Source organism: Rhodococcus sp. G6(2025) (assembly GCF_058628105.1).
This window is the reverse complement of sequence record NZ_CP179752.1, coordinates 426,527-442,841: the sequence shown is the minus strand read 5'-3', so window position 1 is coordinate 442,841 and position 16,315 is coordinate 426,527. Positions and strand designations below refer to the sequence as shown.

Genomic DNA, 16,315 nt, shown 5'->3' with positions numbered 1-16,315 from the left:
CCGCGGCGCTGCTCCCGGCGCTCCGCGCCGGGAGACGGGGCGAGTCGCTTCGCTCCCCGCCAGGGAGCCGCTGCGCGGCTCGCAGTGGGCCGATTCCCGTTGCCGCCGATCGAGTCGCTTCGCTCCTCTGAGTTTCCGAGATTAGGTCCTTACCTGCACTTTTACTCGTCACGTTCGATCCGGTCCCCCACACCCCAACGAGGCTGGGGAGGCGGGAGGGTGCGCCCGACCCGCCGCCCACTCGCCTTCCCGCGCCGCTCCATGTCATACCCACAGCATACCACCACACCCACACGCAACCCAAAACAGTCGAAAATCCCGAAACACTCAAATCTATTGATCCACAACAGATTACGAACCTTACAATCTTACTTTTGTGCACAACACACGTAAATACTTATTTACCAATCGATTACCCAACTATATTGCAAATCAACAACTTTCAAAAAACGCTCAAAACCGGACGAAACAGACACCCGCGCACCCCGACACCCCGGCGCCGACACTCCCCCGAACACGTCACCGGCGCCCCCACATCACAAACCGGGGACATGTCATCACACCAGGTCACAGCACCATTACGGCCGCGAGTGCCGAGGTCGCGTCGATCCCACCCACAACCCCCTGCACACCGCCCAGAATGGGCAGCAGGGAATTCAGCAGTGAATCGCGTCGCTCGCGGCGACGCCTGGGGAGGAAGTACGTCATGGTGTTCGAGAGATTCTCCGATCAAGCCCGTCAAGTGGTCGTCCTCGCCGCCGGCGCCGCCCGCACCCACCACCAGAACTCCGTCGGCACCGAACACCTGCTGGTCGGGATCTTCGACGCCGGCGGCCCCGGAGCGGCGGCGCTGACCTCGTGGGGTGTCACCGCGCCGGCCCTCGAGAGCAAGCTCGGCGGTGTCAGCGCACCGGCGGGCTCCGCTCCGGCGGTTGGGCACATCCCGTTCACCCCGAAGACGAAGAAGGTCCTCGAGGGCAGCCTGCGCCAGACCGCCCTGCTCGGGCACGAGGAGATCGGCACCGACCACCTACTCCTGGGTCTGCTCGACGACCCCGCCTGCACCGGCGCTCAGATCCTCACCGACCTTGTAACCCTCAGCATCGGCGAAATGCGTGAGCACCTCAGACGCGAACTGGCGCAGCAGCCCACTTCCGGCCCCGCCCACCGCATCCCCATCCGGCTCAGCGCCGACGAATACACCCGCGCCCACGCTGCCGCCCGCACCGCCGGCCAGAACCTCGAAACCTGGATCCACGACCGCATCACCGACGCCCTCGAACAACCCGAATAGCAAGCTCAGTTGGGGGTGAAGAACAGCTCCACCGATACGTTCGAACACCCCGTACGCCGAGGAGTCCTTCGGTGCCTCCATTTCCAGGTCTTGGGCACCTTCCGTGGCCTTCACCCTGACGGAGCGGGCTCGGCACTCCCTCTTTCCCACCCAAAGGGGCGGGATACCCTAACGACGCCGCAGGTTTCGCTTCATGCCACCGGCCGCATCTTCGCTCCCCCTATTACAGGGCTTTCGACACTGGGCTCCGACCCGACCCGTTTCCAGACCGAGCCGCCAGTCTGCTACCGGGCCTCCTGGCAGCTACCCGGACCGGACTTCCACCGGCAAGCGACGACGAGCTTACGAACACGACAAGATCGACTACCTCGAACTCATAGCCACTCCTCTCGTGTTCTGCTGGACGCACCCCAGATCGGATACAGCCGCGGGCGTTTGCGGGCGATCAGCTTCGTTGCCTTCGTCCAGCCCACGACCCGCAGGCCGCGGAGGGCGGCTTCCAGGTCCCAGGCAGGCCACCCCTGGGTCAGCGGGTCCGGTTCGACGACCAGGCCCCGATCCGGGCCTACCGCACTCAGAAGGGCGTTCAGCGCCTCCGCCTCGGTGTCCAGGATCGCCCGCGCCGCCCTCGGGGGGGGACCTGCACGGACAGGAACACCCGCCGCGACCAGATTGTCCGCGGTGAACCGGTCCGCCTCCCCCGCCCGATTACCGGTGCTGGACCAGGAATCGAAGTGCGCGCCGACGTAGCCGTCGTCGCCCAGATACGGGCGGTCATAATACTTCGTCAGCGCCGCGATCGCCGCAGCGTTCGAGTTCCGTCGCGAGGGTGGTCGTCGGCAGCCGCAATGTCACACCCCGCACCCTCTCACCCTTCAGGTGCCGGTTTGGTACGCGTACATCATGAGGCTTGACTCGACGATCAACAGTTTGGACAACCACTCGGGCCCCGGGTACGTCTATGTCAGCCGTGATCACGGTCACCGTGCATGAAGTGCTCATCGACCATGGCGAAATGGACTCGAAGTACCGCGGAGAAGGCGAACAAGGACGAGTCGCCGCTCTGATCAACCACCACAATCTGTCTACCCGAGGTGAAGTTCGAGCACCCTAAGTTCTGGACGCTGATCCACATTCGTAACCTCACAGCGTGACGATCCAGGCTTCTGACTTCTTCCGCCAGGTTCTTGTAAAGGACCCATGGGGCGGGAAATCGACCTTGTCCCAAGACGAACTCGACGAACAACGTCTATCAGATCTAATTCAGCAACCAGAGGTCGGGAACACTGACATCGACGTCAGCCTGGCCCTGATGGATCTGGTACGCGACGATCTGCTTCTGTCTGGCACAGGAGGAGGCGCTGCGCTCACTGATCCCACGATGCGACTAGCAATCAGAGCACTCAACCGGTGCACTCAGCGCACTGGCCAGGAATTCAAACTTCCGTTCAGGGATCACACCACTTGGCGGGCGTGGTGGATCCGCAACGAGGCCTCGGGATCTTGGCAGGCTCGTCGCGACCTACTTAGCGATCTCTTCGACGAGCCATACGCCAAGTTCGTCGCCAGGCAGGATCGCACACTCGACTCGACACTCTCCGACGCAATATCCCCGCACGCCCGGCTTGGTTGGCCGAGTATCGACACCGAGATTGGCGAGCTCCGACGGCACTTCAGGTCCGCGACGACACCCCAGGACTATCGCGCGATTGGGAACGACTGCGTGCACACCCTCGAACGGCTCAGCCAACAGGTGTACAACCACGATCTCCACACACCTGCCGGCGAAGAGGAACCAGCAGTCGCAAATACCAAACTGCGGCTCACACGTTTCATCGAGGCACGCCTCCCGGGTTCCGAGAACGCGGAGATGCGCAAGTTCGCACGCTCAGCCATTGAGTTGGCCCAGGCGGTAAAGCACTCGAGCACTCCGACTAGAACCAAAGCCGGGATCAGTGCTGACGCGGTCATCATGCTCGCCAACATGCTTAGACGTCTGGATGAGCCGTCCGAATGAACCTCAGTATGCCCGCGACAGCCGGTGCGTCAGCCATGTAGATCATGCGAATGACGGCGAGTTACTTAGACGAAGAATGCTGAGCACCGCGGCGCAAGTACCTGTCACGATTGTGGAGTCGTAGCGCTCATGCACGGCATCCAACGCACAGAAGGCAGACAATGACGGGACTTGATCTTGGGAAGCTAAATAAGCGATCGGTTGTCGACACCGCAACCGAGCCACGGCGAATCTTCTCTGCATTGCCATCGCGGAACTCCAAATACGCACGCCCCTGGGACGTCCAAACCCAGGTGTGGGACCTTTGGCACGAGCAGCGGGACAAGTCCGATCTGTTGGTGAAGATGAACACGGGCGGCGGCAAGACCGTCGTTGGTTTGATGATGCTCAAGAGTTGCCTTAACGAGGGCGCCGGCCCGGCCGTCTACATCACGCCTGACATCTACCTCGCCGATCAGGTCCGCTCCGAAGCGGACGCCTTGGGTCTCGAGACCACCACTGACCCCCATTCGGGGCGTTTCCAGTCAGGCAAAGCCATCCTCGTCACCTATGTCCACAAGGTGATCAACGGTCTATCGGTCTTCGGGGTCGTGGGCGATTCACGACAGCACTTGGAGATCGGCTCGGTGCTGATCGACGACACTCATGCCTGCCTAAACACTCTTGAACAGCAGTTCACCCTTACGATCCCGCGCGCGCATAAGGCCTACAACGCCCTGGCCGGCGTATTCGACTCCGCGCTACGTGAGCAATCCCCGTCAGCGTTCCGCGACCTCGCTGAGAACGTCGCGGGTGTGGCACTGCGCATTCCCTATTGGGCGTGGGCCGACAACCGTGAACAGGTTCTCGACGTACTCCATCCGCATCGCGAGACTGCCGAGTTCAAGTTCGTGTGGCCACTCATACACGAAGTGCTGCATCTCTGCGATGCGGCAATCTCTTACAAGAGCATCGAGATCAAACCTCCATGCCCTCCAATCGACCGGATTCCGAGTCTGGCGGCGGCAAAGCGTCGGATCTATCTGACCGCCACATTGGCCGACGACAGCGTGCTCGTTACGCACTTCGATGCAGATCCATCAACCATCGCGACCCCAATCACCCCCCAAACTGCGGATGATCTGGGCGACCGCATGATCCTTACTCCGCTGGAGACCCATCCGGGCACTACCGATGAAGAAGTTCGCGACTTCCTGGTCGAGCAGGCCCAGCACCATAATGTTGTCGTCATTGTGCCGTCCAAACGGCGGTCGGAATGGTGGGCGGAGACGGCCGACGCAGTTCATAACAGCGAGTCGATTCATGACGGCGTCCAGGCGCTCCGTGCAGGCCATGTAGGGCTTGTGGTCTTGATCAGCAAATATGACGGTATCGACCTACCTGGCGATGCCTGTCGCATCCTCGCTCTCGACGGGCTCCCTGAGGCCTATGGTTCCTTGGACCGTCTCGAAGCGCTCGCGCTGGACGAAAGCGACGCCATGATCACTCGCCAGATCCAGCGCATCGAGCAAGGTATGGGTCGTGGCGTGCGGTCGAATGATGATTACTGTGTGGTCCTACTCCTCGGATCGAAACTGACCCAGCGACTGCACAAGTCCGGTGGGGCGGTCAAGTTCAGTCCGGCCACACGGGCGCAGCTCGTTCTGTCGGAGCAGGTCGCCGACATGTTGCACGATGCCAAGGCTTCCTTCAGCGACCTTGAGGGCGTCATCAATCAGTGCCTTGATCGTGATCCCGAATGGGTCACGGCCAGTCGCGACGCGCTTGATGGAGTTACCTACCCAACTTCGAGCAACATTTCCCAGGTTGCGATCGCTCAGCGAGAGGCATTCCGACTTGGCGAACTAGGCCGGTACAGCGATGCGCGCGCCGCGATGAACGACGCGATTAACGCAGCCAACGGTGATCGCCGAAATCAGGGCTGGCTCAAGCAGCGCGCAGCCGCGTACCTGCATCTGATTGATCCGGCCGCCGCATTGCAGTTACAAAAGTCTGCCCAAACAGACAACAAGGCGGTGCTCCGTCCCAGGGATGGAGTCGAGTACCACCGACTGAACAGCATCGCCGACCAAGCGCGCCAAGCCTCAAACTATCTGGCCGCGAAGTACGGCAACGGAAATGAGTTAATCGTCGGAGTAGCGGCGTTGCTTGACGACCTCATCCCTGATCCCGATCACGCCGCTGTCGCCAGGTTTGAACAGGCAACACACGATCTCGGGCTGCACCTTGGACTCGGCGCCCAACGACCGGAGCGTGACACAGGCGAAGGCCCAGACGTGCTGTGGTCCTTAGGCGAGCTCAAATATCTGGTCATCGAATGCAAGAGCGGCACCACAACTGAGGCGATTTGGAGGCACGACGCCGAACAGCTGTCACACTCCATCGACTGGTTCGACGAGAAGTACGACAGCACGTGCACCAAGACTCCCGTAATGATCCACAACACCTCAGAGCTCCACAGCAACGCTTCTGCGCGCCCAGGAGCAAGAGTGGTTACCTTTGCCAAGCTCAGCCAGCTTCGTGAAGCCGTCACCAAGTACGCTGCCGCCTTAGCTACCGATAACGCGTACCGTGAGCCCGAAAAGGTAAGTCAGCAGTTGGCTACGTGGCATTTAAACGGTAAGAAGATCGCCCAACATTGGGGCAGTGCCCCGCGCAAGCAGTAGGAGCTCAAACGAGCTAACGCTCGTACCCACCTCGTCTCGAAAGACCCTTGCGCGCGCGGAGTGACGCCGCCCCGGTTCCAGCTTCGGTGGAACCGGGGACGGGGCTCTCCTAAAGCATCACTCGCAGCCGCCGCCTCCCCACCGCCTTCGCACACACGGTTCAGCCGAAACCGCATGCAGCACTATGCACAGGCGTGGAAACAGTTCGACATGCCACAGAGATAGCACTGCACTCGGTCGGCTGCCTCCGTCCTGATCGCGGAGGGACGCAGGGACCGGGAAGCCGTCCCGGCGATCACTCACATCACGATGCGCTGGAGTGCCTTCGCCGAGTCGACGATCGCCGGATGATCCAGATCCAGGGGTTCGACCCGCACCAGCGCGGGCCGCAGCCAGGAGGCCAGCACCGACCACTGCGGGCGGTGATACGACCACCACGACACCGCCTGCCACGCCCGATCCCCCGTGTGCGGTTCGGTCTCCGACCAGATCCGATGCCCCCACCCCTGCGTGACCGTCAGATTCCGGGTCACCACCTGCGTCGGGCGCAACCCCAACCGCACCAACTGGGCCGGATCGTCCAGGTCGAGCACCCGCAGATCATCGGGCAACTCAAACACCCCGAGCGCGCGCCGCGACCCGGGGAGTAGCGGGAACTCCAACATCGACGCCTCCCAGCGGGCGAGGTTCCCGAAACTCTCCCCGCACGCCGCCTCGGCCAGCCGGGAGAGATACCAGACGTGATAGTCCGGGTGATCGATCCGGCCGCCGCGCTGCGGTCGGTGCTCGTACAGCGGGTGCCCCGGCTCCCCCGGTGCCGCCGCGGACAGGTAAGGGAAGATGCGGTAGACCAGCACTCAGGCGGCCCCGCCCCACGCCTGCGCATCCAACGCTTCGAGCACCGGAGCCGGGCCGGACAGTTGCAGCACATCGAGCGGACGCGCCCCATCGAGATACGCGTTGGCGCTCTCGAGCCAGGTGCGGGCGGCCGTCTCCCCCCACACCAGGCGGGCGCGGGCCAGGACATGCTCGAGGTCGATCAACAGCGGCGCCGCGGCCGGACCCGGCCGCTCCACACCCTTGATCCACCGCGAGGGCTGCGACCGGTTCACCCCGACGATCGCCGCGAGCTGCGTGCCACCGAACGCGCCGGTCAGGTACCGCACCCGCTCCACCGACAACGGATCATCGGCGGCCACCCGCGGCGACCTACCACCGTGACCACTCGCCCGCGCCGCACGCCCCGCGGCCTTCTTCGCCGCAGCCGGCGTTGCTTCGTCTCGTGCCTTCACCGTCGCCATACCCTCACTCTACCCAACATTTCTGTTGGGCAGAAGGAGGGGTCGTGCCACCCGCGCTGGGCGGCCGTCTCGACCGGGGTAGTCGCAATGCCGCGAATCAGAGAAAAGGATCTACTCGTCGAGCGACAAGGCCGGCGGATTGCAGCGAAGCGGCTCAGTTCGCCGACCGCCAGCGGTCCTCACCATCGGAGCCGGGAGCGCAGACCATCGGGGTGCCCTTGGTGGTCACCCCGGTGGTACCGGGAGTGCTGCAGTAAGAACCCGGATGCACCGTGCCGGTGGATGATTGCTCACCAGTGGCGACCGGCGGCGGCGTGTACTGAGTCGTGGGCTGAGACTGGTTGCGCGGTCGCGAGGTCGATCCGCAGAGGGCGTCACCGTCAGAGCCCATCGCTTCGCGCCAGTCCGCATCGCTGCACGAGTACTCCAGCGATCGAGTCGGGGCAGGTGGGACCGGCGCGGCCTGCGTCGTCGGCACATACCCCTCCGTGGTGACCTCAGCCACCTCCTTCGTGATCTCAGCCACCTCCGGTTCTCGCGGCGCCGGTGCAGGTGAGGTCGTCGTCGACGGCGTCCGGGACGTCGGCGCCGGGACCGTTGTCCTGGTCGTGGTCGTCGGAGCAGCCGAGCTGGTGACGGTGGCGACGACCGGTGCCGAGTCCGGCCGCTGGTCCTGCCCGGCCGCCGCCGCGACGATCACGAAACCGGCACCGAGGGCGACCACGCCGAGAAGCCACGGCCAGCTCCGTCGTTTGGTTCCGCCCTCACTCGGGTTGCCGGTGCCGGCAGTGGCGAAAACCTGGGCCCGGGCGTCACTGCCCCTGGGGTGGGTGTGCCCCGTCCACTGGTGACCGTCCCAGTACCGATCGAGGGCAGGGTCGTAGGGATCGGGGTGCCAGCCGGCGGGAGGGTTCATGTCGATCCGTTCTCAGCGATGGTGTCCGCAGGAACGTCGCACACGGCGATCGGTGCGTTACAGCTGCCACGTTCCCCGAACGGGGAACCAGTGAACAGCTCACCCCCGACAGGGCCAGGTTCGCCTGGACCGCGGGGCGAAGGCCAGCAACGCGGACGGCGAGTTCCCGGCATCTGCGCGTCGACAGGATCCCCGGCCGGGGGACCGACTCAGTCCACCCCGTGTGCCACCGGGCCGCGACCGTGGTGCGGCGCGGCACCCCGGTGACCGCGGCGTCGGGGTCGGGGCACCCCACGACCGTCGCCACTTCCCCGCGTTCCGTCGGTCACCGCCCTCGCATTTCCCGCACCCCGAGTCCGGACAACTCGCCCAAGGAGTGTGCGCGGACACCCCGGGACCGCAGGGTAGTCACGGTCTCCGCTTCGTCATCGACGAACCGGAGACAACCACGACCCGACGACCCGACAGTGACCGGCCTTGACGTCGACGGCGCCGCGGTGATCGCCGCACGAGAGCGGCGCAGCAACGCCCGACCCAACGGAAACCCTCTCCCGCTCAACCACAACCGGTCCCGAGCCGCGTACGAGACCGGCCAAGTCGTAGAAAAGCGCAACAACGGTGGCGGGCGCACCACCACCCCGGAACCCACTGATCGATCCCCGAGAGTTGCGCTACCACGAAGAGGCCGAGCAGCTCCCCGGTGGACTCCGACAGACCCGCGAGCATGTCACGCCGCCGGACCCTCTAGGGTGGCGGTCCGAACACCCAGAACATGAGGAAGCAACAGGCATGGCCACCGACTACGACGCCCCCAGAGTCACCGAATCCGACGACACGGCGGACACGTCCCTCGAACAGCTCACCGCCAGCAGGAAAGACACCCAGTCCCCCGCCGTGGACGTCGAAGACAGCGACACCGCCGAATCCTTCGAACTGCCCGGCGCCGACCTGTCCGGCGAAGAACTCACCGTCCGCGTCATCCCCAAACAGGCCGACGAATTCACCTGCACCAGCTGCTTCCTCGTCCACCACCGCAGCCGCCTCGCCGACGCTGCGCAACAAATCTGCCGCGACTGCGCCTGAGAACGTCGGAGCATCCGAGGACCCGGACACCACCAGGCTGAGCGGTCCACCAATGTCACTGCATCGCACACACTTGCCCCGCCGGAGCGGCAGCCGGCCATCGCCCCTCCACGGACCTCCCGGCGGCCCGGCGACGCGGTGGGGCGGGCGGGGCTCGAACCCGCGACCAATGGATTATGAGTCCACGACTCTAACCGACTGAGCTACCGCCCCATCCCCACCATCGTGGGCCGTGCTGATGCTACCGGCCACCCTGCTAGCCGTAGCCCCGGCCCGTACCGAGGACAGTCTTCATGCGCGGCCGAAGAGCTGCCGCACACCACCGTCCTCATCGACCGCATACAGCGCCATCCCCAACAGATCCAGAATCCGCTGAGGTGCCCGCCCCGCCGCGTCCACCGATCCAGGCTCGTCACGCACGACCAACGCAAACGACACCGACTGATCCGCCTCGCTCGGCATCCGCCTCACCAACTGCCCGATCGCGGTATCGACATCCAACCCCGGCACGGTCGTCGCGCCCTTGACCTCGGCGTAGAGCCGACGACCGTCCTTCTCGGCAACGATATCCACGACATCCGAATCGGTCACCACCGTCCACCCGTGAGATGACAACCACCTCGCGAAGTCCCGAACCACGCGAGCCTCATCACCTCTCATACCCGACACGGTAAGCCAGAAGCCTTAGTTCCGAACAACACCACAGCGCGAATCACGTCCGGTGCGGCTATGTTACGACTCAGGCATACCCCGACAGATCATGCGGTGGGATCGAAGTACCCCCTCCGGGACCTCACCCACGTCATTCATGTAATCGACTGACTGCTATCGAAATTCGTGTGCACGATGTGTGACGCCGACCAGAACCGGCCACGAAGCGGCTGCCGTCGATCACTCTCCCCGGTGTCGGCCGGGTGCCCGCACGCCCGAATCCCGGTCCGGGGTCGGGTCCGGGGCGGAGCGGTGGAAGCCCGGATCGATGGTCAGGTCTTCGGTGTCGGCAAAAACCAGTCGCCCGTCGTCGAGCGCGACCGCCCACCGATGCACCGGCGCCCACTCATGCCCACCACCGCCAGGATCGGTCACCGCCGCATAATCCTCGACAACCTCACCGGTGAGATCGGCCCCGGCGCTCCTGCGGACCAACACCCGGACACCGACCGTCAACTCCGGGCCACCGACCGGCCGGCTGCCACTGTTTCGGGCCATATTGATGCACCTCTTCGCTCGGCGAAACTCCCGAGATCGAGCATAAGCACCGACCGGCCCGGTACGCGACCCGACCTGCACGAACACCACCCGCGCACGGACAGCTGCAGCATCCGACCCTACGGTGCCGTCGGCGGCCACCCAGATACGCCCAACACACAACCGACGCGCTCCATTCGCGCGACAGCAACCGGCGCAGCCTGCCAGTCGGTCGCTCGAACGCGGTGACGTCGTCGGACACGAGATCGGCGACCCACTACCCCTAAACCCCGTTTCCCATTCGAGCGGCGAGTGCGAAGGTGCGCCCACCGGTCGCGGGCCGAGCACGACATGGCTCGGACGGACTCGGCACCGCCATGCAAGGCAACGACGCCGCGTGGCGGGCCTGGCCCTGCTCGAGAAGGCCGCGCCGGTTGCCCATCCCTGCTGCCGCAGAACGCGGGCATCAGCGGCGCCTCCCCAAACGGCAAGTCCGACTGCCACTGCCACCGAGCAACGATCTCGACGAATTCACGCGTCAGCACCGCAAGCCCAGCGACGACTCATGCACGAGGCAATCGACGAATACACCACAATGCACTCCGCCTGAAGCACCCTGCGTGAGCCTTTCCGGCGCTCGCCGAGCAACGTGCGGAAAACACCACCGCGGATTCCGTCGCACAATCGAAGGGAGGGAAGCAGAGATCCTGCGGGAGGTGACCATGCGTCGGGAGGAACCGGCACCGGTACCGGTGGCCACACCGATTCGGTGGTGGCGGCTGCGCCCATGGAGCCGCAACCACCTGATGCGCCCCAGCGACCGCTACGAGGCCACCCTCATCCTGCTCACCGCGGTCGTGGTCCTGCTGCTGATCCCCGTCGCCGCCGCGTTCGGCACCGCCACCCACACCCGACTGGAACAGCAAACCCACACACTGCGCGCCGGCGTCCACCCCGTACCTGCTGTCCTGCTCGAGGACACCTACCTCGCACCCCACACCCCCGAATATTCGATTCTCCCCGCCGGCACCCAGAACACCGCCCGGGCGCGCTGGTCCACACCCCACGGGGATCACGTCGCCGCCGTGGTCACCGACCCACCCGCGAAGGCCGGTCAGACCATCACCATCAGCGTCGACGCCGACGGCAACCTCACCGGCCCCGTCCCCGACAGCCGGGAAAACACCGTCCTCGCCGTGACCGCCGCCTGCGGGGTCTGGGCACTCACGGCCGGTGCCGTCATGCTCCTTACGGCCCTCGCACACAGAGTGTTCATCCGGAACCGGTTGCGGCGCTGGGCACACGAGTGGAGACAGTTCGACACACCACCGACATAGAGCCGAGCACCTGGTTGCGACCCCACCCCGGTGGCGGCTGGGGTGCACTCGGCCGCAGTGTCCGGGACGGCACACCGAGGATGAAATTACTTAGCAAAAAGAGTTAGCACTCTCCAAGCATGAGTGCTAAATTCCTATGGGGTCTACGTCACAAGCGGGACCCTCGACCGAGTCGCGACCAACGACCACTGACGCAGCCTCGGCAACGCTGCTCCCGGCATCCTTGGACCGAACCGTCCCGAAGACACTCCAGGTCCTGTACAGCCATTCATGCCCGCCCGAACCCGACTGACCGTGAGAAGGAGGAACATGACCACCGCTGTCCCTCGCAACCCCTGCGCCGACCACCGCATGTGTTCTTCCGTCAACAGCAACGAGATACCGAAGCAGCATGGCTCGCGGTTGCCGGTCGTGTCTATCGCCCTGGGGGCGCTGTCCGTGGCCTCGTTCTGGGTGGTCGGGCTCGGCTTCATCCTGGGAGTTGCCGCGGTCGTGTGCGGCGCTATCGCCACGTCGCGGTCCGCGGTAGCGGACGACGAGGCGGCATCGTTGCGGGCCCTACTGGGCGTCGTGGCCGGCGCCGCGGGCATCACCGTCTCCGCGATCGCCCTGTTTCCCATGCTGGCGCACCTGTGAATCACGAACCCGGCCATCGCATTTTCGGTCGCCATCCAGCCTGATCGGACCGAACCACCCCTGCACCACCGTCCCCGACCCAGGGTGACTGCCATCGCGACCACCACACCTCGGGGTGCCGCACCGCCGATAATCACCTCGGATCTCACAGTGATCGCTCGACACTGTTGAGCTCGTCGAGAACCTCGTCGAGCGCAGTGGTCGGGATAGTCTTCGCCCTCCGACACGCGGAGACGGTCGAGCGCCGCACTTCCGTGCGCGTAGCGAGCGGCGCGCAAGGCCGACGGGGCAATGGTTGTCATCGGAGCCCACATCATCGCTTGTGCCGGCCAGGGCGAGGTAGGCTGCCAAATACGCCCACACTCGGCTGCTTTCGTCCAGCGTGCCGAGGATCGAATAGCCAGCGGGCGTGGCTCGAAGCGGTCGTACACCCAATCACCGAGCGCGGACACTACGGAGATGACGGCACCACCCGGCACCAGGAAGAGTCGGATTGCAACTCACCGGAGTCAGATTGAAGGGTCAGCCAGTTGGAAGGGTCTCCGTCAGGGGCTTCACTGGAGTGCGCCTACCGGCGTTCCTGCTCCACAACCCATGCAGCGATCTGGGCTCGGGAGTTGAAGCCCAGTTTGGACAGCAGATGCTCGACATGTCCCTGCGCTGTGCGCGGTGAAATATGCAATCGGGCGGCGATCTCCTTGTTGGTGAGTCCTTCGGCCACGAGGTCGGCCACCTGCCGCTCCCGCTTGGTCGGTGTCGTCGGCGTAGAAGGCGTTGTTACAGCGGCCTCAGGCTCTGGCTCACCGAGCGCGAAAGCGACTGCTTTGTCGACGTCGAGGGACGCTCCGTGGCTCCGGTTCTTCTCGAATGCTCGCTCGCCGAGAATGCGCTGGATGCGTCGCTCACACTGCTCGTGCAACCCGTTAAGGTTGGGGTACAACACCGTTGAGTGACGGGTCATCTCGACCGTGGCTTCCGCCGCACCCATCAGGACCGCGGCGCGCGCCGCGCCACCGTTCCGGTCGGCGATCCACGCGAACGCTTCGAGGCAGGTGGCCACAGTCAACGGGGCGTCCACCCGGCGAGCCAGCGTGAGTCCGTCGGTGAGATAGCGCAGGGCGCTCGTGTCGTCGCCCTGCCGATACGTGGCAACGCCCAGGGCCCACAGTGTGTAGGCGCGGTACATCGACTCGCCGACCGACCCGGTGATATCGAGAACCTGATGGTAGTAGTCGATCGACCGCGCCGAGTCGCCGAGCAGATCATTCACCGTCCCGAGCAACATGAGAGCCTTGAGCAGCTGCGCCGAATGGCCGCGCGATCGAGAATTCAGGGCGGCAGCCTCAAGGCGCGCACGGGCCCGCGGAAGATCACCGGCGAACAGTGCCAGCACGCCTTCCGCGTAGGCAATGTAGGCCTCTATGGTGGGGTCGTCCGTGTGCTCCGCCAGCGCCCGGCCTTCCGCAACCAGAGCCGTTCCGGCTACCACGTCCCCCTGCGCTTCGGCCAATTCGCTATTGTCGCAGAGCGCTCGGATGCGCAGGCTGCTTGGCTCTCCCGGTGAGCTGTCGAGGATGCGGTCAAACCAGTATCGGCCCTCGCTGAACATGCTCCGCCCCATCCAGAACGGGAACAGCGCCGTCGCCATCCGCAGACACTCCAACGAATTCGGTTCCTTTAGAGAGGATTCCAGGGACTCACGCAGATTCGACAGCTCTCGGCGTAGGCGGTCGATCCAGGCGATCTGTCGACTGCTGATCCACTCGGTGTCCGCCTGCAACGCCAGCTGCAAATACCAGTCCCGGTGTCGTCGACGCATTCGCTCGGATTCGCCGGCCTCCTCCAACTTCTCTCTGCCATAGTCACGCAGGGTTTCGAGCATCCGGAACCGCACGACGCCACTCGACTCCTCTCGAATGAGAATCGACTTGTCCACCAGAGAGGTCACCGTGTCGAGGGCGTCTCCGGTATCCGGGTTGTCGGCGCAGACCCCTTCGATGCCATCGAGTTCGACACTGCCCGCGAACACCGACAGCCGCGACCATAGTTGCTGCTCCTGCGTCGTGCAGAGGTCGTAGCTCCAGGCGATGGACAACCGCAGGGTCTGTTGCCGAGTGGGCGCGCCCCGGTCGCCCAAGGTGAGCAGCCCATAGCGGTCGGTCAGCCGGCGCAGGATCTGCTCGACCGACATCGCCCGCAGTCGCGCCGCCGCCAACTCGATCGGCAGTGGCAGACCATCCAACCGGTGACAAATTAGAGCGATGGCGTCCTTGTTCTGTTCGGAGAGCATGAATCCCGGCACCGCCGCCGCGGCGCGTTCGGCGAACAGAGTGACCGCGTCGAATTGGGGCAGCCCACGCAGAGTCGGCTCGCGGTCCGGTTCGGGCGCGGTCAACGGCGGCACCCGCAGCACCACCTCCCCACCGATACTGAGCGATTCACGACTGGTGGCGAGGACACGTAGTTCGCTGCAGCTTCGCAACAGCGTCTCAGACAGCTGCGCGACCGCGTCCACCACCTGCTCGCAGTTGTCCAGTACAAGCAGCAGGCGCCGGTCCGCGAGGAATTCGACAACGAGTTCCCTTAGCGGACGTGCAGAGTGGTCACGCAGTCCCAGGGTCGCAGCGACGATGTCGATGAGAAGGGATTCGTCGGTCAGTTCACCCAACTCGACCCAGTAGACCCCGTCGGGGAACCCGCGGCGGGCGTCGGCCGCGACCCGTAGGGCCAGCCGCGTCTTGCCGACCCCGCCGATTCCCGTGAGGGTGACCAGGCGAGCATCCGACAAGGCGGCCCTGGCCTCGGTCAACTCTCGGCGTCGTCCCACGAAACTGGTCAGCTCCATCGGCAGGTTTCCCGCCGCAGCATGCCGGGGCCGGTGCCGCGGCTGCGGCGACACGTTGGAGCCGGCTTGCGCGACGCCGGCGGTAGCCGCCGCAGCCGCCCTACCCGTTCCGTGCAGCGCCATCTCGTCCACCGCGCGACCACGCGCTGCTTGGATCTGCTGGAGCGCCTCGCCTAGCGCCGCGGCCGACCCTGGCCGATCCCCGGGTGCCGTCGCCATCGCGCGCTCGACGACGGCGCACACGTCGTCCGGGATTCCCTGCTCCCGCAGATCGGGAACCGGCTGTGTGGTGATGCGCAGAAACTGAGCGATCACCTGTTCACCGCTGTGCCGCTCGAACGCCGCATGACCGGTGAGCGCGCAAAACAGCGTCGCCCCGAGCCCGTAAATGTCCGAGACCGCACTGGGAGGGTCGCCGCTGAGCACCTCCGGGGCGGTGAACGCCGGTGACCCGGTCACCGTGCCCGTACCCGTTTCGAACCCGCCGGCGATGTGCGCGATGCCGAAGTCGGTCAACTCCGGTTCGCCGTAGTCCGTGATCAGAACGTTGGCCGGCTTGACGTCGCGATGCACGATGCCGGCGCGGTGCGCGGTCTCGAGCGCCCCGGCCAGTTTCACCCCCAGTCGCAGTACCTCGTCCACCCCGAGCGGCCCGCTGCCCCGGATGCGGGCATCCAGCGAATCGAGCGGGTGGTATGGCATCACGATGTACGGGTGCCCTCTGTCGGTCGCGCCGACCTGCAGCACGTTCACGATATTGGGATGCCCTGTGAGCCTGCCCATCGCCCGCTGCTCCCGGAAGAACCGGGCCCGGTTCTCCTCATCGAGGTCCGCGGTGAGCACCTTGACCGCCACGGTGCGGTCCAGTTCCGTCTGGCGACAGCGGTAAACCACACCGAAACCGCCACGCCCGATCTCCTCTGCATCCGCGAACCCGGCCGCATCCAGCTCCGTCGTGACCGTAGGCGTCACGTCGCGCTGGGTGTCGAGAGGATCATCTCCCATCGTCGGACCCATGCCGCTCACCTCTCG

At 65.0% G+C, this 16,315-nt stretch carries 13 protein-coding genes and 1 tRNA gene; 6 read left to right on the top strand and 8 right to left on the bottom strand.

The annotated features are described in order from the left end of the window. Positions 1 to 706: 706 nt before the first annotated feature. Complete coding sequence (locus ACLIVD_RS42895) at positions 707 to 1,294, top strand: Clp protease N-terminal domain-containing protein (RefSeq protein WP_491933829.1); 588 nt, start codon at positions 707 to 709, stop codon at positions 1,292 to 1,294. A 374-nt stretch (positions 1,295 to 1,668) separates the two neighbouring features. Here the strand turns inward: ACLIVD_RS42895 and ACLIVD_RS42890 are convergent, their stop codons facing one another. Next, positions 1,669 to 2,058, bottom strand: a complete 390-nt coding sequence (locus tag ACLIVD_RS42890; protein ID WP_491933850.1) for a DUF6308 family protein — start codon at positions 2,056 to 2,058, stop codon at positions 1,669 to 1,671. A gap of 386 nt (positions 2,059 to 2,444) precedes the next feature. Between ACLIVD_RS42890 and ACLIVD_RS42885 the strand changes: the two genes are divergently transcribed. Then, positions 2,445 to 3,311 (top strand): hypothetical protein, encoded by an 867-nt coding sequence (locus tag ACLIVD_RS42885; protein ID WP_491933827.1) that lies wholly within the window; start codon positions 2,445 to 2,447, stop codon positions 3,309 to 3,311. Positions 3,312 to 3,472: 161 nt separating this feature from the next. Then, positions 3,473 to 5,977, top strand: a complete 2,505-nt coding sequence (locus ACLIVD_RS42880) for a DEAD/DEAH box helicase (protein ID WP_491933825.1) — start codon at positions 3,473 to 3,475, stop codon at positions 5,975 to 5,977. A 299-nt stretch (positions 5,978 to 6,276) separates the two neighbouring features. Here the strand turns inward: ACLIVD_RS42880 and ACLIVD_RS42875 are convergent, their stop codons facing one another. The 3 genes from ACLIVD_RS42875 to ACLIVD_RS42865 form a co-directional block, all read right to left on the bottom strand. Next, positions 6,277 to 6,834: an RES domain-containing protein gene (locus tag ACLIVD_RS42875; RefSeq protein WP_491933824.1), complete on the bottom strand. Its 558-nt coding sequence runs from the start codon at positions 6,832 to 6,834 to the stop codon at positions 6,277 to 6,279. Continuing rightward, the gene (locus ACLIVD_RS42870; protein WP_491933823.1) at positions 6,835 to 7,278 is read right to left on the bottom strand and encodes an antitoxin Xre/MbcA/ParS toxin-binding domain-containing protein; all 444 of its coding nucleotides are present in this window, start codon (positions 7,276 to 7,278) and stop codon (positions 6,835 to 6,837) included. Positions 7,279 to 7,432: 154 nt separating this feature from the next. Next, positions 7,433 to 8,194: a DUF2510 domain-containing protein gene (locus ACLIVD_RS42865; RefSeq protein WP_491933822.1), complete on the bottom strand. Its 762-nt coding sequence runs from the start codon at positions 8,192 to 8,194 to the stop codon at positions 7,433 to 7,435. A 789-nt stretch (positions 8,195 to 8,983) separates the two neighbouring features. Between ACLIVD_RS42865 and ACLIVD_RS42860 the strand changes: the two genes are divergently transcribed. Then, positions 8,984 to 9,277: a DUF4193 domain-containing protein gene (locus tag ACLIVD_RS42860; RefSeq protein WP_491933821.1), complete on the top strand. Its 294-nt coding sequence runs from the start codon at positions 8,984 to 8,986 to the stop codon at positions 9,275 to 9,277. A gap of 139 nt (positions 9,278 to 9,416) precedes the next feature. Here ACLIVD_RS42860 and ACLIVD_RS42855 read toward each other — a convergent pair. From ACLIVD_RS42855 to ACLIVD_RS42845, 3 genes are all read right to left on the bottom strand, one after another. Further along, a tRNA-Ile gene (locus ACLIVD_RS42855) sits at positions 9,417 to 9,490 on the bottom strand. 78 nt (positions 9,491 to 9,568) lie between these two features. Continuing rightward, positions 9,569 to 9,916 (bottom strand): hypothetical protein, encoded by a 348-nt coding sequence (locus tag ACLIVD_RS42850; protein WP_491933820.1) that lies wholly within the window; start codon positions 9,914 to 9,916, stop codon positions 9,569 to 9,571. A gap of 252 nt (positions 9,917 to 10,168) precedes the next feature. After that, complete coding sequence (locus tag ACLIVD_RS42845; protein WP_491933819.1) at positions 10,169 to 10,486, bottom strand: hypothetical protein; 318 nt, start codon at positions 10,484 to 10,486, stop codon at positions 10,169 to 10,171. A gap of 701 nt (positions 10,487 to 11,187) precedes the next feature. Here ACLIVD_RS42845 and ACLIVD_RS42840 point away from each other — a divergent pair. Then, positions 11,188 to 11,802, top strand: coding sequence for an Rv1733c family protein (locus ACLIVD_RS42840; RefSeq protein WP_477924226.1), 615 nt, complete (start codon positions 11,188 to 11,190; stop codon positions 11,800 to 11,802). Positions 11,803 to 12,111: 309 nt separating this feature from the next. Continuing rightward, positions 12,112 to 12,438, top strand: a complete 327-nt coding sequence (locus tag ACLIVD_RS42835) for a hypothetical protein (RefSeq protein WP_477924212.1) — start codon at positions 12,112 to 12,114, stop codon at positions 12,436 to 12,438. 568 nt (positions 12,439 to 13,006) lie between these two features. Here ACLIVD_RS42835 and ACLIVD_RS42830 read toward each other — a convergent pair. Continuing rightward, the gene (locus ACLIVD_RS42830) at positions 13,007 to 16,288 is read right to left on the bottom strand and encodes a protein kinase domain-containing protein (RefSeq protein WP_491933818.1); all 3,282 of its coding nucleotides are present in this window, start codon (positions 16,286 to 16,288) and stop codon (positions 13,007 to 13,009) included. Positions 16,289 to 16,315 lie beyond the last annotated feature (27 nt).